Source organism: Micromonospora sp. NPDC004704 (genome assembly GCF_053601675.1).
In genome coordinates this window covers 329868-345911 of the sequence record NZ_JBSGCD010000004.1, presented here as the reverse complement: position 1 = coordinate 345911, position 16044 = coordinate 329868, and the positions used below count along the sequence as shown (strand labels likewise).

The 16044-nt window shown below is 70.7% G+C and carries 17 protein-coding genes; 5 read left to right on the top strand and 12 right to left on the bottom strand.

All coding sequences use genetic code 11. The features are described from left to right. Window positions 1-181 precede the first annotated feature (181 nt). Both ACWEFB_RS07885 and ACWEFB_RS07880 read left to right on the top strand, forming a co-directional pair. Window positions 182-1498: a lipopolysaccharide biosynthesis protein gene (locus tag ACWEFB_RS07885; protein WP_452283346.1), complete on the top strand. Its 1317-nt coding sequence runs from the start codon at window positions 182-184 to the stop codon at window positions 1496-1498. Window positions 1499-1697: 199 nt separating this feature from the next. Further along, window positions 1698-2867, top strand: coding sequence for a phosphotransferase (locus ACWEFB_RS07880; RefSeq protein ID WP_452283344.1), 1170 nt, complete (start codon window positions 1698-1700; stop codon window positions 2865-2867). A gap of 16 nt (window positions 2868-2883) precedes the next feature. Here the strand turns inward: ACWEFB_RS07880 and ACWEFB_RS07875 are convergent, their stop codons facing one another. Genes ACWEFB_RS07875 through ACWEFB_RS07855 form a run of 5 tightly spaced genes read right to left on the bottom strand, consistent with a single transcriptional unit; the run spans window position 2884 to window position 7903 of the window. Beyond that, window positions 2884-3726, bottom strand: a complete 843-nt coding sequence (locus tag ACWEFB_RS07875; RefSeq protein WP_452283342.1) for an FkbM family methyltransferase — start codon at window positions 3724-3726, stop codon at window positions 2884-2886. Window positions 3727-3782: 56 nt separating this feature from the next. Then, window positions 3783-4796 (bottom strand): NAD-dependent epimerase/dehydratase family protein, encoded by a 1014-nt coding sequence (locus ACWEFB_RS07870; protein ID WP_452283340.1) that lies wholly within the window; start codon window positions 4794-4796, stop codon window positions 3783-3785. Continuing rightward, a complete protein-coding gene (locus ACWEFB_RS07865) occupies window positions 4796-6163 on the bottom strand; it encodes a nucleotide sugar dehydrogenase (protein ID WP_452283338.1) in 1368 nt (455 codons plus the stop codon). The genes ACWEFB_RS07870 and ACWEFB_RS07865 overlap by 1 nt, the downstream gene beginning before the upstream one ends. A 52-nt stretch (window positions 6164-6215) precedes the next feature. Next, window positions 6216-7166 carry an NAD-dependent epimerase/dehydratase family protein gene (locus ACWEFB_RS07860; RefSeq protein WP_452283336.1) on the bottom strand — a complete coding sequence of 317 codons (951 nt, stop codon included), beginning with the start codon at window positions 7164-7166 and terminating at the stop codon, window positions 6216-6218. Next, window positions 7163-7903, bottom strand: a complete 741-nt coding sequence (locus ACWEFB_RS07855) for a sugar phosphate nucleotidyltransferase (RefSeq protein ID WP_452283334.1) — start codon at window positions 7901-7903, stop codon at window positions 7163-7165. Before ACWEFB_RS07855 ends, ACWEFB_RS07860 begins: the two co-directional genes overlap by 4 nt. A gap of 224 nt (window positions 7904-8127) precedes the next feature. On the opposite strand from ACWEFB_RS07855, the gene ACWEFB_RS07850 reads away from it, so the two are divergent. Further along, window positions 8128-10032, top strand: coding sequence for a polysaccharide biosynthesis protein (locus ACWEFB_RS07850; RefSeq protein WP_452283332.1), 1905 nt, complete (start codon window positions 8128-8130; stop codon window positions 10030-10032). Window positions 10033-10041: 9 nt separating this feature from the next. Here the strand turns inward: ACWEFB_RS07850 and ACWEFB_RS07845 are convergent, their stop codons facing one another. The 6 genes from ACWEFB_RS07845 to ACWEFB_RS07820 all read right to left on the bottom strand — a co-directional run bounded on the left by ACWEFB_RS07845 (window position 10042) and on the right by ACWEFB_RS07820 (window position 14512). Beyond that, window positions 10042-11310: a cytochrome P450 family protein gene (locus tag ACWEFB_RS07845; protein WP_452283330.1), complete on the bottom strand. Its 1269-nt coding sequence runs from the start codon at window positions 11308-11310 to the stop codon at window positions 10042-10044. 37 nt (window positions 11311-11347) lie between these two features. After that, on the bottom strand, window positions 11348-12073 hold the full coding sequence (locus ACWEFB_RS07840; RefSeq protein ID WP_452283328.1) for a TetR/AcrR family transcriptional regulator: 726 nt from the start codon (window positions 12071-12073) through the stop codon (window positions 11348-11350). Between the two features lie 127 nt (window positions 12074-12200). Beyond that, the gene (locus ACWEFB_RS07835) at window positions 12201-12761 is read right to left on the bottom strand and encodes a hypothetical protein (RefSeq protein ID WP_452283326.1); all 561 of its coding nucleotides are present in this window, start codon (window positions 12759-12761) and stop codon (window positions 12201-12203) included. A 40-nt stretch (window positions 12762-12801) separates the two neighbouring features. Further along, the gene (locus ACWEFB_RS07830) at window positions 12802-13077 is read right to left on the bottom strand and encodes a hypothetical protein (protein WP_452283324.1); all 276 of its coding nucleotides are present in this window, start codon (window positions 13075-13077) and stop codon (window positions 12802-12804) included. After that, on the bottom strand, window positions 13074-14297 hold the full coding sequence (locus ACWEFB_RS07825; RefSeq protein ID WP_452283322.1) for a helix-turn-helix domain-containing protein: 1224 nt from the start codon (window positions 14295-14297) through the stop codon (window positions 13074-13076). Before ACWEFB_RS07825 ends, ACWEFB_RS07830 begins: the two co-directional genes overlap by 4 nt. Then, window positions 14297-14512 carry a hypothetical protein gene (locus ACWEFB_RS07820; protein WP_452283320.1) on the bottom strand — a complete coding sequence of 72 codons (216 nt, stop codon included), beginning with the start codon at window positions 14510-14512 and terminating at the stop codon, window positions 14297-14299. The genes ACWEFB_RS07825 and ACWEFB_RS07820 overlap by 1 nt, the downstream gene beginning before the upstream one ends. A 243-nt stretch (window positions 14513-14755) precedes the next feature. Between ACWEFB_RS07820 and ACWEFB_RS07815 the strand changes: the two genes are divergently transcribed. Both ACWEFB_RS07815 and ACWEFB_RS07810 read left to right on the top strand, forming a co-directional pair. Further along, window positions 14756-15541, top strand: coding sequence for a helix-turn-helix domain-containing protein (locus tag ACWEFB_RS07815; protein WP_452283318.1), 786 nt, complete (start codon window positions 14756-14758; stop codon window positions 15539-15541). After that, window positions 15532-15720, top strand: a complete 189-nt coding sequence (locus ACWEFB_RS07810; RefSeq protein ID WP_452283316.1) for a DUF397 domain-containing protein — start codon at window positions 15532-15534, stop codon at window positions 15718-15720. The genes ACWEFB_RS07815 and ACWEFB_RS07810 overlap by 10 nt, the downstream gene beginning before the upstream one ends. Before the next feature lie 88 nt (window positions 15721-15808). Here ACWEFB_RS07810 and ACWEFB_RS07805 read toward each other — a convergent pair whose 3' ends face one another. Further along, the gene (locus tag ACWEFB_RS07805) at window positions 15809-16000 is read right to left on the bottom strand and encodes a hypothetical protein (protein ID WP_452283314.1); all 192 of its coding nucleotides are present in this window, start codon (window positions 15998-16000) and stop codon (window positions 15809-15811) included. Between the last annotated feature and the right edge of the window lie 44 nt (window positions 16001-16044).

Genomic DNA, 16044 nt, shown 5'->3' with positions numbered 1-16044 from the left:
TCGGGTCGGGGACGGCGCGACGCCGCCCGGAGTTGCCAGGACGAAGCTTCACGGGCACGGCCTCCGACCCCAAACGCGCTCAAAGTATCCAAAGGGTTTGTATCAGTTCGAGCCCCGTACAAGGGTGCGTTTTGGCTATTCTGGTCAGATTCACTGATCTGCCCGGACAAGGCGGTACAGCATGGAGAACGCGGGAACGGGCACGCAGGTCGCGGGTCAACGCCGGCGATCTCCGGTGGCCTTCCTGACCGGGTCCAGCCTCGCCCAGTCGGCCAGCTACGCGCTCAGTGCCGTACTGGCCAGTACCCTGCTCGGACCACACCAGCGCGGGCTGATGGTGCTGGGCATCACCACCGGCAGCATCGCCGGGCTGCTCTCCGGCCTGGGTACGGGTTCGGCCCTGCGCTCCCGCCTGCCCGCCGTGACCGGTACGCCCGCCGCCCAGCGCCTGCTCGCCTCGTACACCTGGTGGTCGGTGGTCTCCGCGGTCACCGGGGGCGGGCTCGCCGTACTGCTGTCGATCCTCTCCGGACCGCTGATCGACCCCGGCCTGGCCGAGCCGCCGTTCCTGGTCGCCGTACTGGTGATCACGATCGGGTACGTGGCACTGACCCAGTTCCCCGACGTCTGGTACGCCGCCGGCCGGTTCCGCGCCGGCAGCGCCTGGGCGGCGGCGGTCGCCGCCGGTGGCCTGGTCGGTGTCCTGCTCGGAGCGCTGCTCGACCGGAGCGCCTGGATCCTGCTGCTGGCCCAGGGGCTCGGCATGGTGACGGTCGCGGTGGTCCAGTGCGCCCGGCTGCGGATGGTCGGCCTGGTCCCGCTGGACTCCCCCGACCGCCGAGAAATGATCGATATGCTCCGGCACGGTTTCCGGGCGCTCGGCCTGACCATGGGGCTCGCCCTGGCCCTGCGCGCCGACCGGTACGTGCTGGGCGCGGTGGCGGGCGCCGCCACGGTCGGCATCTACTCCGTCGCGGCCACCCTGAGCGAGGGCCCCCGGGTGGTGCCCGCCGCCCTCGGACAGCTCGTCAACCGCGAGGTGGCACTCGGGGGTGGACTGTCCCGGGTGGCCCGCGCCCGGCGGACGGCCCTGCTGGCGGCGGCGCTGATCGGCCTGGTGGTGGCGGTCGGCGGCTGGTTCCTGATCGTCCCGGTGTTCGGGGAGGCGTTCGCCGACGCCCGCCCGCTGCTGCTGGTCCTGCTGGTCGCCGAGGTCGCCTTCGCGCCGTTCGCGGTGGCGAGCCGCGCCCTGCTCGGGGGCGGGTGGATGACGACCGCCGGGCTGCTCGGCGCGGCGGGCAGTGTGGTGGCGCTGATCCTGTTCGCACTGGCCATCCCCCTCTGGGGCGCGTACGGCGCGGCGATCGCCTGCATCCTCACGTACGCCGGACTGTCGGTGGCCTCGTGGCGGCTGCTGCGCCGCCGGCTCGGCCGCAACGTGGCACCCCGTCCACGCGAGACGGTCTCACCTCCCATCCGGATCGGGCGATCCACGTAACGCGTGGTCGGTCATCCCTGGTCACGAATTGCTTTCGGCTGTCCGACGAGGCTCGGTACCACCTTTCTGCCGGCCATCCGATCAGGCATACTCCGCATAGAAAAGAGTCAATTGGAGGGGTCGGGGGCGCAGGCGAGGAGACCGGTGGTTGAACACGGATGTGCGTGCCAGTGACCCGGCACCATCGATGGTCGGAAGAATGGCGCGGTACGGCGGCCACGTGCTCCGGGAACAACTCGTCCGGCACCGGGCCACCGGACCGACGGACATACCCGTACGGACGGGCGAGGTAACCCGGGAGTGGCTGACCGCCGTACTCTGCACCGGAATTCCGGATGCGGCGGTGCAGGCGTACGCGGTGGCCGACGTGAGCAGTGGCACCTCGACCCGGTGGCGCGCCACGGTCAGTTACAACGACGCGGGTCGGGACGCCGCCCTGCCGACGGAACTGTTCGCCAAGACCACCCGGAGCTGGACCCAGCGCCTGTTGTTGGGGCTGGCCGACGTGCTCACCGGCGAACCGGGCTTCTACCGGCATCTGCGCCCCCACCTGGAGATCGAGGCCCCGTACGGGTACCACGGGGCGGTCGACCCCGCATCGGGCCGCTCGATCGTGTTGATCGAGGACGTCGCCACCACCCGGCAGGCCACCTTCCGTACGCCGCAGACGCCGATCTCCCGTGCCGAGCTGGAGGACCTGCTCGCCGGCATGGCCACCTGGCACGGGCGGCACTGGGACGATCCCGGGTTGGCCCGGCACCCGTTCCTGCACCAGACGCCGCGTACGTTCGTCGGCAACCTCGCCCGGTTCGCCCAGCTCCGCAGGCGCGGGCGGGTCGGCGTCCAGCGGGCCAGGACGGTGATCCCCGACCCCGTCGTGGCCCGCTACGAAGACCTCTATCTGGCCCTGTGGCGGTCGCTGGAGCTGACCACCGAGGGGCCGCTGACGCTGCTGCACGGCGACCCGCACATCGGCAACGTCTACCGGACCGGCGACGGACGGATGGGGTTCGCCGACTGGCAGGTGGTCATGCGCGGTAGCTGGGCGTACGACGTGGCGTACACGATCGTGACCGGGTTGAGCGTCGACGACCGCCGCAGGTGGGAACGTGACCTGCTCGGCTTCTACCTGGGCCGGCTGGGCGCGGCCGGCGGCACCGCACCCGACTTCGACGACGCCTGGCTGGCCTACCGACAGCAGACCCTCTGGCCGTACTTCGGTTGGCTGCTCTCCACCGGGCGCAGCGCCATCCAGCCGAGGTTCCAAGCCGCCTCGACCAATTTCGGAATGCTCGAACGCACCTCGAACGCCATCCTGGACCTCGACGCCCTCGGCGCGGTCAGGAGCGCGGCACCACGGCAGCGGTGAGACGAGCCGGTCGGGGTTACCGGCGGGAGGCGTACACGTAGTAGCGGACCCACGGCCGGGGATCCTCGGGACGGGTACGGACGCTGTAGCCGGCGGCCCGCAGCAGGTCGATGACCGGGGCGAAGGTCCGTTGCCAGGCCCGGTCCGTCCCGTCGGCGTACGGGGGTTCGGACAGGAAGTCGTGGCAGGAGACGACGAGGTTCTCCACGATCGCGAACTGCTGGAAGGACTTCTCCAGCACCGACAGTTCGGCGCCCTCGATGTTCATCTTGAGCAGGTCGATCCGGTCCACCCCGAGCGAGGCGACGATCTCGTCGAGGGTACGCCCGGCGACCTCGATCCCACCGGTGGCGTCGCCGGTCAGCCCGTTGCGGATGTGGTCGACCCGGTCGTCGCCGAGGTGGACCGGGCCGGGGTCGCCGACGACGGCACACTCCAGAGCGGTCACGTTGGACAGCCCGTTCAGTTCGACCGTACGGCGCAGGCAGGCGAAGGTCCGGGGGTGCGCCTCGATGCTCACCACCCGCCCGGCGAGCCCGACCAGGCGGGACAGGAGCCGTACCTCGCTGCCCACACCGGCGCCGATGTCGAAAACGGTGTCACCGGGTTGTGGCTGGTAGTCGAAGAGGAAGATGTCCCGGGTCGCCTGGTCCTGGGCGCGGGCGGAGAGCCCGCCGAGGGTCGTGTTGACCACGACCCCGGTCGGGTACCGGTGCACCCAGTGGCCCTCGGCGTACCGGACCCGGCAGCGGGACTGCGAGCGGGCGGAGAGGAACAGCGAACCGAGCCCGGCGACCACGCGCCGGTCGACCCGCTCGTCCAGGGTGTCGAAGAGGCGTTTCCTGAGACTTGTCGGCATGCGTCGTGCTCCGATCTCTGCGCCGAGCGGCGGGACTGGTCAGCGGGCGGGACCGCTCAGCGGGCGGGGCTCGCCAGCGGGGCCGGCTGCCGGGGCAGGGATCCCGTCGCGTCCAGCCGGTCGCGGTACCACTCGAAGGTGCGGCGTAACCCGTCGGCCAGTGGGACGGCGGGTTCGAAGCCGGTCAGCCGTCGGAGTTTGCCCAGGTCGGGGCGGCGTCGCGTGACCGATCCGGGTGGTGCCGGCAGCCGCTCGATGGTCGGGCTGACGCCGGCCAGGTCGAGCACGAGGTGCGCCAGGTCGGCGATGTTGGTCTCGGCGGTGTCGTCGCCGATGTGTACGACCTCGCCGGTCACCTCCGGGCGGGCCATCAGCCGCAGCACCGCCTCGACCGCGTCGTCCACGTGGCAGAACGCCCGGTACTGGTCGGCGCCCCAGACCCGGAACGGGTCCTCGCCGCTCAGCGCCCGCAGCGCCATCTCCGGGATGACGTGGTCGGTGCCCATCCTCGGGCCGTAGACGTTGTGGAACCGCCCGACGACCGCGGTGCAGCCCTTGGCTGCCGCGCCGTGGATGAAGGCTGCCTCGCCGAGGAGTTTGCTGATCGCGTACGCGAACCGGGGCGAGGTCACGTCGGCCACCATCACCGGCACGTCCTCGGCGGTGGGTACGGGCACGATGCCGGCGTCGACGCCTCCGGCGTACACCTCGCTGGTGGAGCTGAAGAAGATCCGTTCGCCGGGCTGTACCCAGTCCAGCAGGTGCAGGGCGGTGAGCGTGTTGACCCGGATCACCCGGGCCGGGTCGGCTTCGACGTTGCGTACGCCGACCACCGCGGCGAGCAGGTAGATCTGGTCGTAGCCGGGTGGCAGTTCGGCCCATGCCCGCGCGCTGGTCAGGTCGGCGGAGCGGACGTCGACTCCGGGATGCGCGCGGAGCGCGCCGATCCGCTCGTCGTCCCGGCCACGGGAGAAGTCGTCCACGATGGTGACGGTGTGCCCGTCGGCCACCAGCCGGTCGGCGAGGTGCAGGCCGACGAAGCCGGCGCCGCCGAGGATGAGTGCGCGCATCAGGCACCTCTCGCCGGGGTGGGTGTGCGTGGGGACGGTGGCACCGCCGGGGTGGGTGCGGGCGTACGCGGAAGCGGCAGGTAGCCGATGCCGGCGTAGCGGACACCGGCCGCGGTGATGGCCGGCTCGTCCAGGATCCGCCAGGAGTCGTAGACCAGGGCGGGTCGCGGACCGCTCCCGGCGAGCAGGGTATCGACCCGGATCGCCCGGTAGTCGGGGTGGTCGTTGATGACGAGGACCGCGTCGGCGTCGCTGAACGCCTTGTCGATGCTGGTCGGCTCGCCACCGTAGCGGTGGATCACCTCGTCCGGCACCATCGGGTCGTGGCCGACGACGGTCAGTCCGGCGGACCGGAACACCGGCATCATGGTGGCGATCGGGGTGCCGCGCATGTCGTCGGTGGGCGGCCACCCCTTGTACGCCCACCCGAGTACGGCCAGCCGGGCGCCGATCGTGCCGCCGCGTATCTGGCGTAGCAGTTCCACGACCCGGTTGGCGACGTGCAGCGGGAGGTACTCGTTGAGCCGTCGGGCCGCGCCGACCAGGAAGGGTCCGGGTTCGCCCCCGGCACTGTCGATCATGATGTACGGGTCCTTGGACAGGCAGCCGCCGCCGACGTACCCGGGCCTGCTCAGGTCCGGCCGGGGGTAGTCGAGGTTGGCCGCGCCGATCACCTCGAGCGGGTCGAGCCCGTGCCGTTCGGCGATCAGCGCCAGCTCGTTGCCGAACGAGTAGATCAGGTCGGTGTGGCAGTTGTTGGAGAGCTTGACCAGCTCGGCCGCCTCCAGGCTGGACACCGGCACCACCCGGGTGGCGAGCCCGCCGAAGAACTCGGCTCCGGCCCGCCCGCTCTCCTCGTCCAGCCCCCCGACCACCTGCGGCAGCTCGACCAGTTCGCGCAGGGCCTGGCCCTGGATGGTCCGTTCGGGCGCCATCACCAGCCGGGCCCGGCCCCACGCGGCCAGGAGTGCGGGCAGCACCACCCGGCGGCTGGTGCCGACCGGTACGGTGCTGCGGACGACCACCAGCGTGTCCGGCCCGCACCGGGCGGCGACGTGCTCGGCGGCGGCGGCGAGGTTGGTCAGATCGGGTTGCCGGGTGTCGTCGTCGACCGGTGTGGAGACGGAGATGACCGCCACGTCGACGTCGGCCGGCAGGTCGGTGTGGACGAAGACGGTCCTGCCGACGGCTTCGGCGAACACCTCCTCGATGCCGGGTTCGAAGAGGTGGACCCGCCCCTGGCGCAGTGCGTCCCGGACGGCGGGCGAGGTGTCCACGCCGTGCACCTCGTAGCCCTTGCGCGCGAGCGCGGCGGCCAGGGTCAGGCCGACATAGCCGAGTCCCACAACGCCGATCTTTCGGTACAACTCAGGCCTCCTCAGGTAGGGAACACATCGGAAAGGGCAGGTAGCCGTCGGGTCAGGCGGGTGCTCCGCTGGTCGCCGGGGTCCGGGCGGGGTCGGGGCCGATCCCGGTGGCGGTGGCGACCGCCGCGTCCCAGAGGTCGCGGACGGAGTCGACCAGGTCGTGGGTGGGTGCCCAGCCGAGCACCCGCAGGGCGAGCGAGTTGTCCCCGCACATCCAGGGGACGTTGGCCGTCCGGGCGGCGGCGGGGGCCGGGGCCTCCTCGCGGATAGTGCCGGTGAATCCCGCGCTCCGGGCCAGCATCCGCACCGCGTGCCGGGTGGCGACCGCGTACCCGCTGGAGATGTTGAACACGACGTGGGGCGGCTCGGGCACGCCGATCGCGGCCCGGACCGCGAGCGCCACGTCGCGGACGTCGACAAAATCGCGGTACGCCCCGAGCGCGCCGAGCCCGATCTCCGGTGTCCCGGTCTCGCTCGCCTCCAGCAGCAGCGCCGCCGTCCGGCCGAGCACGTTCTCGGTGGACAGTCCGGGGCCGATCGGGTTGAACACCCGGAGCACCACCGCGTCGATCCGCCCGGCGGAGCGGGCCAGTTCGACCAGTTGGGTGCCGGCGAGGTGGCTGAGGCCGTACTCGCTGACCGGGGTGGCGGGTTCGTCCTCGGCGACCGGGGCACCGAACGGGACCGGCCCGTACTCGCCGGCCGAGCCGAGCCGGACGAACCGGGCCCGGGGGGCGCCCGCCGAGACCGCCTCGATCAGCTTGGCGGTGACCAGGGTGTGCGCGCGGATCATCGTGTCCGCGCCGCCGGTGAGCTGCCCGGTGCAGTTGACCACGGCGTCCGGCCGGGCCGCGTGGACCAGTTCGGTCAGCTCCGCCACCTCGGCGGCGAGCAGGTCGCACTCGGCCCGTCCGGGGCAGGTCAGCTCGGTGTCGGGTTCGAGTACGGCACGTACCCGCGCCCCGACGAAGCCGGACGCGCCGAAGAGCAGCACCCGGCTCACACCGGCTCCCGTACCCCGGTGGGGAGCAGGGTCGACCGGAGGTCGTCGAAGGTCCGGTTCGCCTCGTCGTAGTCCTCGGGGCGGCCGATGTCGAGCCAGTACCCGTCGAACGGGTAGCTGGCCGGCAGCCGGCCCGCCCGGAGGAGGTCGATCATGAGCTGGTCGAAACCGAACGGCAGCCCGGCCGGGTACGCCGAGATGGTGTCCCGGGACAATCCGTAGAGCCCCATGCTGACCTCGTAGTCGAGGGTGGGCTTCTCGGTGAACTCGACCACGTGGTCACCCCGGCTGACCAGCACCCCAAAATCGATCTTCACGCTCCGACGGAAGGTCGCCACCGTCAGCGGGGCGCCCGAGACGCTGTGCGCGGCCAGCAGGTCGGCGTAGTTGAGGTCGGTGAGGATGTCGCCGTTCATCACCAGGAAGTGCTCGGGGAGCCGGTCCCGGAGCCCGAACAGCGGGCCGACCGTGGAGAGCGGCACGCGCTCCTCCACGTAGTCCACCCGCAGGCCGTAGCGGGACCCGTCGCCCACGAACGCGCGGATCAGCGATCCCATGTGGTTGATCGCCAGAGTCGCCCGGGTGAACCCGCAGTCCGCCAACTGGAGCAGGACGATCTCCAGGATCGCGTGGCTGTCTCCGATCGGCACCAGGGGCTTCGGCAGTGACGTGGTGTACGGGCGAAGCCGGACTCCCTTGCCGCCAGCCATGATCACCACGTGCATGTCGTCTTCCACACAACCCCCCACCTGCCTGGCCCGGTCCTCTGTCGTCAACGACGGGCCCACCGACGAGTCACGCAAAGAGGCCGAGTACGCAAATAAAGTGAATGTGATGGCAAATAAAGTGAAACAACCCACCTAACGCGAAAAGAGCGACTAAGTGTTTGTTACCTGACAGCAACCGCAGCAGCCGCAGACCCGGACGCGGCGATGCCCGACCCGGATCAGGGAGCCATCCCATGCCACTCGCCGCAGTCCCCGCCCCCCACCTCCACCCCGTACGCCGACGACCGGGCGCCCGGCGTCGTACGGCGGCGCTGCTCGGCGTCGACACGGCCGCCTGGATCACCGGTTTCCTCACCGCGGCCTGGACCCGGTACGAGTTCGACCTGAGCACCCAACTGGTGAGCCAGGTCCTCGTCGCCGCCCTGCTCGCCAGCGTGATCTTCACCGGCCTGACCACGCTGCACCGCCTCTACCTGGGACGACACCCGCTGGGCAGCCTTCTGGAGGCACGTACGCTCACCGGCGCGGTCGCCGCCACCGCGGCCCTGATCGTGATCGGGGTGCTGCCGCTCGACACTCACCCGATCCCGGCCAGCACTCCCCCGGTCGGCGGGGCGATCGCTCTGCTGCTCATGCTCGGGCTCCGGTCCGTGCACCGGCACCGGCGCAGCCGGTCGCTGCGCCCGAGCACCGGGTCGGCCCGCCCGGTGCTGCTGTTCGGTCTCGGCTCGGCCGGTCAGTCCCTGCTCAAGGCCATGGTCAGCGACCCGCGCGGCAAGTACCTGCCGGTTGGGCTGCTCGACGACGACCCGGAGAAGCGACACCTGCGCCTGGACGGCGTACCGGTCCTCGGCGGACGCCCCGAGATCGCCACCGCGATCGGCCTGACCAGGGCGAACACCCTGATCCTGGCGATCGCCAGCGCCGAACCCGAGCTGATCCGTCAGGTCCGTGCGACCACCCTGGAGGCCGGCGCCGAGTTCAAGGTCCTACCCCCGGTACGCGAACTCGTGGACCACCGGATCAGCGTCGCCGACGTACGCGACCTGAAGATCACCGACCTGCTGGGACGCCCGCATGCCGTCGCCGACCTGGGCACCCGGGGCGCGGAGGTGACCGGACGGCGGGTGCTGGTGACCGGCGCCGGGGGCTCGATCGGCTCCGAACTCTGCCGGCAGCTCATGCGGGCCAACCCGGGCGAGCTGATGATGCTCGACCGGGACGAGTCGGCGCTGCACGCCCTGCAACTGTCGCTGACCGGACGGGCTCTGCTGGACGGACCGGAACTCATCCTCGCCGACGTACGCGACGCCGAGGGGATCGCCCGGGTGGTGGCCGAGCGCAAGCCGGACATCGTCTTCCACGCCGCCGCACTCAAGCACCTCACGCTGCTGCAACGGCACCCCGGCGAGGCGATCAAGACCAATGTCTGGGGCACCCTGTCGGTGCTCAGCGCCTGCAGGGACGTGTCGAGGTTCGTCAACATCTCCACCGACAAGGCGGCGAACCCGATCAGCGTGCTCGGCTACTCCAAGCGGATCACCGAGCGGCTGACCGCGCACACCGCCGCCGCCACCGACGGCACCTTTCTCAGCGTCCGCTTCGGCAACGTACTGGCCAGCCGGGGGTCGGTGGTGGGGGCGTTCCAGGCCCAGATCGACGCCGGACTGCCGATCACCGTCACCCACCCGGAGGTGACCCGCTACCTGATGACGGTGCAGGAGGCGGTGCAACTGGTGCTCCAGGCATCGGCGATCGGCCGCGACGGTGAGGCGCTGGTGCTGGACATGGGCAGTCCCGTACGCATCGACGACATCGCCCGCCAGCTCGCCGCGCAGGCCCCCGGCGCCCCGCAGATCGTCTACACCGGCCTGCGTCCCGGCGAGAAACTGCACGAGGACCTGATCGGTGCCGGTGAGGAGGACCTGCGTCCGCTGCACCCGCTGATCTCGCACGTGACCGTCCCCCCGCTCGACCCGATCGAGGCCAGCGCACTGGATCCGTTCGACACCCCGGCCAAGGTGATCGAACGTCTGGCCTGGCTCTGCGAGCAGCCCGCCACCTTCGCCCCACCGGTCATGCACGTCCCCAACACCCGCGCCACCCACCCCCCGATCACCATCCCCACCGAGGGGTGAGGAAGGGCGTTACAGCCGTACGGGCAGCGCGGCCAGCCGCCACGCACCCGGCACCAGCTCGCGCTGGAGTTCGTCCGGCGGCACGGCGAGCGCGAGGCCGGGAAACCGGCGCAGCAGGGCCCCGAAGGCGACCTCGCCCTCCTGGCGGGCCAGGGGTGCGCCCAGGCAGTAGTGCAGCCCGTGGGCGAAGGCGACGTGCCGCTCCCCGCACCCGTCCCGCTCGCGGGTCAGGTCGAGCCGATCCGGATCGTCGAAGACACGCGGATCGTAGTTCGCCGCGACCAGGATGGGCATCACCGCCTCTCCCCTGCGTACGAGCACGTCGCCGATCCGGATGTCCTCGGTCGCGTACCGCATCCGGGTCGCCTGGGCCGGGCCGCACCAGCGCAGCAGTTCGTGGACGGCGCCGGGCATCAGGTCGGGGTCGTCACGCAGCAGGGCGAGCTGGTCGGGGTGGGTGAGCAGGGCGACCGTGCCGTTGCCGATCAGGTGCGCGGTGGTCTCGTGGCCGGCGATCAGCAGGGTCAGGATCATGGCGATCATCTCGGTGTCGCTGAGCCGGTCGCCGTCCTCGTCCTGGGCCCGGATCAGCCCGGAGATCAGGTCGTCCGCCGGTTCGGTCCGGCGTTGCCCGATCAACTGCCGGGTGTGGTCGACCAGGTCGGCCAGGGCCTCGGCCAGACCCGCGCCGGACGGGTCGACCAGGGCCGCACTGGCCCGGCGCCACCGTGGACGGTCCTGCTCCGGTATGCCGACCAGGTCGCAGATCACGATGATCGGCAACGGGTAGGCGAAGTGCCGCAGCAGGTCGACGGCACCGCCCTCGGCCGCGTCGGGGAGCCGGTCGAGCAGGTCCTCGGCGATCTCCTCGATCCTCGGGCGCAGTTGCCCCACCCGGCGGGCGGTGAACGCCCGCGACACCAGCCTGCGCAGTCGGGCGTGGTCGGCCCCGTCGAACTCGAGGATGTTGGCCAGCAGGTAGCGGGCGTGTTCGTCGGGGACCCCACGGGCCCTGAGCACCATCTCGGCAAGGTTGACCCCGTTGCTGCCCGGCACGCTGGCCGGGTTGGTCACGAAGCGCGGATCCACGAGGACCGCCCTGACGTCCTCGTGGCGGGTGACCACCCACGGCGGTTCGATGCCCGGAATCGTGGCTCGGGCCATCGGTGTCTCCTCCCGGATCCGGGAGTATCCGGTGAACGGGTCGCGCAGCAACCGCTCGTCCATCAGGTCGAACGTCCCGGTGCTGGCAGCGGCGTCGGGCGGGGTCGCGGTCATGGCTTCTCTCCCGGGGTGCTCAGATCTTGCACGTTGCTCAGAAGGCGAGCTGACGGCTCAACTGGTGGTGCAGGCGGTCGAGCGTGCGGTGGAGCAGGGCGCGTACCTGCTGTGCGGCCGGGTCGGGTGCCCCCTGGGCGGGCGACGGTTCGAAGGCCGCACCGGCGATCCCGGCGACGAAGTCGGCGGTGGCCTCGGCGGCCGACGCCCCGACCGGCGCGCCGGCCTCGGTGAGCAGGTAGCCGGTCAACAGGGCGACGAATCCGTGGCACTGCTGCTCGGCGTCGACATCCGTACGGGCCACGCCGTGCTCGCGCAGGATGTCGAAGTAGTCGGCGATGATTCGGTCCCGCTCGTGCGGGATGCCGCCGACGTCCGGGCCGTGCGCCAGGGCGCCGAGGATGTCGGTGTCCCCGGTGAACAGTGCCCGGCTGATCGGCTCCTCCCGCATCCACCGGTAGCCGAACCGGGCGACCCGGCCGGGTGACACGGCCGACGGGTCGGCGTCGATGTCACGCAGCAGCGCGTCGACCAGCACCACCGCGGACCGGGTCAGCAGGGCCAGGAACAGCGCCTCCTTGGTGGGGAAGTGCAGGTAGACGGTGCCCTTGCCGACGCCGGCCCGGCGGGCGACCTCGCCGATCGTGATCCGCTGGTAGCCCCACGACACCAGCAGGTTGCCGGCGGCGTCCAGGATCCGATCGGCCCGCAGGCCGCGCTCGACATCCACCTGGCCGGAGTTCTGGCGCTCGACCTGGTCCACCCGAAATCTCCCCTCATGACCGCGTGACCAGATTCGACTATCCGGTCACGCCCTGCCTGAGGGCACGGTAGAGCAGCACGGAGTCCGTACGCAAGCCATCGAGGCGTGTGAGGGAACGCCGGGACCCCTATCCGGCGAAGACCTCGGGAATCCCGGTCCTGATCCGGTCCACGGTCCCGGCGACGTCGAGCCGGGTCGTGTCGACGCCCAGGTAGCGGTAGTCGGCGTCGGTCGCCTGCCGGAGGGTCGGGTCCTCCGGAATCAGGTCGACCATGTCCCGCCACTCCTGCGTGGTCCGCTTCGCCCGGGTGGTTCGCCGCAGGTCCCGTACGTCCTTGGCGACCAGCAACTCCACCAGGAACACCGCCGAGGGCTGGGGCAGCAGTTGCCGGAAGGCCAGGTAGTCCGGATAGCCACGGAGGAAGCTGCCGGCGATGACGTTGACGTACCCCGCCTCCCAGAAGTTCTCCACCAGGCCGGCGACGTTCCGGCGGAGCAGGCCGAAGAACCGGTCGTCCATCGGGCAGGGATTGGTCTGTCCGATGTCCTCCGCGTCGATCCGGGCACCGTCGTGCGCGTACGGCAGCAGGGCGCGGACGATGGTGGACTTGCCCGCACCCTCCTCGCCGTTGACGATGACGAGCCGGCGCTCCCGCCGCGGGTCGGGGGTTCGTTCCGGAGCAGACATCCACCGAGTATCACCGGACGGAGCCGCCGCTGCCCGGTGCTCATATCGAGCGGAGGCGGCGGCGTACCGGCGGATTGTCGATCCAGCCCACGAAGCGCGCCTCCACCTGCTCCGCCGTCAACTGGACCAGTACGAGTGCCGCCCGGTCCCGGAAGTGCACCATGAACGTGGCCAGGCGGTCGTGGTCGTCCTGGTAGAGGATCCACATCCGGCGCCGGAAGACCGGGCAGGGCCATTGCTCGCCGTCGTCGCGGCAGAGCCAGTCCCCACCGGGCCGATGCGGGGCCACGAGGTCGTCGTCGTCCGCATCGCTCACACCCGCGCCCCCATCTGCGTCGCCAGTTCGGTGACCAGCGCGGGGGCCGTACCTTTTGTTCTCCGGAGGATGTCCGCCATCAGCTCGTGCGCGATCGGCCGGCCCCGGATCTCCCACGGCGCGACCCGGTCCGCCTCGACCAGCGCCTCCCCGGCGCAGCCGGTCTCGCCGACCAGGAGGTAACCACGGGCGAGGTCGAGCAGGTGGTGCGCCCGCCGCTCCGGCAGCAGCCCGGCGAGCGCCCGGTGGTTGAGCTGGTGCGCGTGGATCGAGACCGCCTGCCGGCCGTCCCCCAGCTCGACTGCTGCCGCCGCGCGGTGCAACTCCACGTTGGTCGGGCCGAAGCTGGTCCAGTATTCGTTCCGGTCCCCGCCGAGCATCTTCGCCGCCTCGTCGGCGGCCCGGAACAGGTCGTGCACGCCCGCGTTGTCGCCGAGCCGGGCCGCTGCCATCGCCGCCTGGAGCAGCAGTGACCCGTACACCGACAGGTGGGCCGGGTCGGCGGTGCCGAGGTCGGTCGGGGCGAGCCGGTGGGCCATCACGATGTTCGCCTCGAAGGCCGGGCGGGCCCGGCCCATGGCCAGGAGGGCGTTGGCCATCCTGCTGGTCGCCAGCGCCGCGAGCAGGTCGTCCTCGGCCCGCCGGGCGGTTCCGATCGCCCGGTCGGCGGCCAGCCGGGCCAACTCGCCCTCGCCGAACTTCCGCAGCGCCGAGGAGGCGATCTGGAGCACCTGCCCGAGCAGGCTCGCCGCCTGCCGCCCGGCGTCGCCACGGTGGTACGCGTCCGCCGCCTGGGCGTCGCGCAACAGTCCCGGCAGCCCCCGGACCAGTACGCCGTACCGCGCGTACTGGTAGGTCAGCCAGGCGTGGTTCACCGACTGGGCCAGCTCGTGCAGCGGTGTGGCCGGGGCCCGACCGAGCGGGGCGACCGGCGCCGACCGCTCCAGCGCCTGCCGGAGATCGTCCAGCTCCCGTTGGTCGTAGCTGCCCGACGGGCTCGACCCCCGCTCGGGATCCCGGTTGAGCAGCATCGCCACGTCGATCTGGAGGACGACGGCGATCTGGTAGAGCATCGAGAACTTGTCGAGTCGCCGGTCCCCCCGCTCGACCTTGTCGACCCAGCTCTTGGATCGGCCGATCCGATCGGCGAACACCTGCTGGGACATCTTCCGCTGGCCACGCCAGTAGGCGACCCGACGCCCGATCGGCAACTCGTCCATCAGGCGGTCGGGTTGCGTCGGATCCGACCGGACACCCCAATCGAGAAGAATTCGTACGGTTCGGAGGCCGACTTGGTGTTGAACCTCCCGCCGTTGCGGGGCTGTTTGCGAGTTTCTGTTTCCGCCGGGATGCCAGGGGTGGTTGTCGCGTGTTCCGGGGTGACGGTCGGATCCGAACCGAGCGTTGTTTGCGATTCGCGTTCCTCGTTGGACATCGTGCTCTCCCTTTCGTCGTTGGAAGGGGCCGCCCCGGACGCTGGCTGGGGAAGCCGGAGCGGCCCCGCGGTCACACCCGGTCGAGTTTCGTTTGCCGACGAATCCGAGCACTTCCGCTAGTGACACTCTGCTGTGGAACCGCCTACCGTCGGGAGCGGTTACGCTCCGGCGTGGTTTGGTACCGAATCGACGGTCCACGCGTGAGACACGCGACGGACGATGTGAGGACGGTGTGGGATCCGATGGATGACCGGCTGCAATTTCTCCTGGACGAGTTGCGCCACGCACGCGCGTCGCGGGGCATGACGCAGGAGGATCTGGCCAGGGCGATGAACTACTCGCCCTCCACGATCGGGATGGTCGAGACCGGTGGACGCCGCCCGCCGCCCGGATTCTGGGAACTGTTGGACAAGGTGCTCAAGACGGGCGGCCTCTTCGTCCGCCTCCTGAAGCGACTCGGCTCCCCGCAGTGGATGCAGGAGTGGGAAGGCGCCGAACGCGAAGCCCTGGTGCTCCGGTCGTACCAGTCGATGGTGGTGCCGGGGCTGTTCCAAACCGAGGCGTACGCCCGCGCGGTGTATCTCAGCGGAAACGTGCTGACCGATGAGGAGATCAACGAAAAGGTGGCCGCTCGGTTGGAGCGACAGTCGGTGCTCACCCGCGAGAAACCTCCACAGGTCACCGCGGTGATCGACGAATCCGTGCTTCATCGTCCGATCGGCGGCCGTTCCGTCATGCGCGAGCAACTGCTGCATCTCGCCAAGGCAGCCGAACGACCCCGCGTCCGTCTGCACGTCGTGCCATCGACGGTCGGGGCGTACCTTGGCGTGAACGGGCCGTTCGTGCTCGCTACGCTGCCCGGTGGGGAGGATGTCGCCTATCTGGACAACCAGCTCAAGGGTCAGGTCATCGATCGAGCCGAGGATGTGACGCTGGTCCGTCAGGCGTGGGAGTCCATCCACGGCGAGGCACTTCCGCACCAACAGTCAGTCGAGTTGATATTGGGAGTGGCGGAGACATGGATCTGAGCGGCGCGATCTGGCGCAAGAGCACCCGTAGCAGTGCCAACGGGGGTGACTGCGTCGAGGTGGCCGACAACCTGACCGGACACGTGTACGTCCGGGACACCAAGGACCGCGACGGCGGCACCCTGACCTTCGGACCGAACGCCTGGCGTGCGTTCGTCTGCGCGGTCAAGGTCCGCTGATCCGATCCCCGTACGACGCCCCCGCGCCGCCAGGGCCGGGGGCTTCGTCCGATCCGCCGGTCTGAATCCGTGCCGCCGGCCGCTTGCGTCAGGCCCGTGGCCTGCGCCGGGTCCGCCCGGACATGCCGATCACGAAGGTCTTGTACGGCACCGACGCACCGCCACCGTCGGCCATCGAGCCGTCGGGGTCTGCCGTCTTTCCCGATGTCGTCTTCGGGATGACGGTGGTCGGGCGCTTGGGCGTGGAGGTCGTGGTCGACTCGGACTCTTCGCTGGGCATCAGGAGCTTCCTCTTCGTTGGGATGTGTATGCGGTACCCAACCG

Coding starts and splice junctions, on each gene's coding strand:
- ACWEFB_RS07885 (WP_452283346.1), top strand. CDS start 182: ATGGAGAACGCGGGAACGGGCACGCAGGTCGCGGGTCAACGCCGGCGA.
- ACWEFB_RS07880 (WP_452283344.1), top strand. CDS start 1,698: ATGGCGCGGTACGGCGGCCACGTGCTCCGGGAACAACTCGTCCGGCAC.
- ACWEFB_RS07875 (WP_452283342.1), bottom strand. CDS start 3,726: ATGCCGACAAGTCTCAGGAAACGCCTCTTCGACACCCTGGACGAGCGG.
- ACWEFB_RS07870 (WP_452283340.1), bottom strand. CDS start 4,796: ATGCGCGCACTCATCCTCGGCGGCGCCGGCTTCGTCGGCCTGCACCTC.
- ACWEFB_RS07850 (WP_452283332.1), top strand. CDS start 8,128: ATGCCACTCGCCGCAGTCCCCGCCCCCCACCTCCACCCCGTACGCCGA.
- ACWEFB_RS07845 (WP_452283330.1), bottom strand. CDS start 11,310: ATGACCGCGACCCCGCCCGACGCCGCTGCCAGCACCGGGACGTTCGAC.
- ACWEFB_RS07835 (WP_452283326.1), bottom strand. CDS start 12,761: ATGTCTGCTCCGGAACGAACCCCCGACCCGCGGCGGGAGCGCCGGCTC.
- ACWEFB_RS07825 (WP_452283322.1), bottom strand. CDS start 14,297: ATGGACGAGTTGCCGATCGGGCGTCGGGTCGCCTACTGGCGTGGCCAG.
- ACWEFB_RS07820 (WP_452283320.1), bottom strand. CDS start 14,512: ATGTCCAACGAGGAACGCGAATCGCAAACAACGCTCGGTTCGGATCCG.
- ACWEFB_RS07815 (WP_452283318.1), top strand. CDS start 14,756: ATGGATGACCGGCTGCAATTTCTCCTGGACGAGTTGCGCCACGCACGC.
- ACWEFB_RS07810 (WP_452283316.1), top strand. CDS start 15,532: ATGGATCTGAGCGGCGCGATCTGGCGCAAGAGCACCCGTAGCAGTGCC.
- ACWEFB_RS07805 (WP_452283314.1), bottom strand. CDS start 16,000: ATGCCCAGCGAAGAGTCCGAGTCGACCACGACCTCCACGCCCAAGCGC.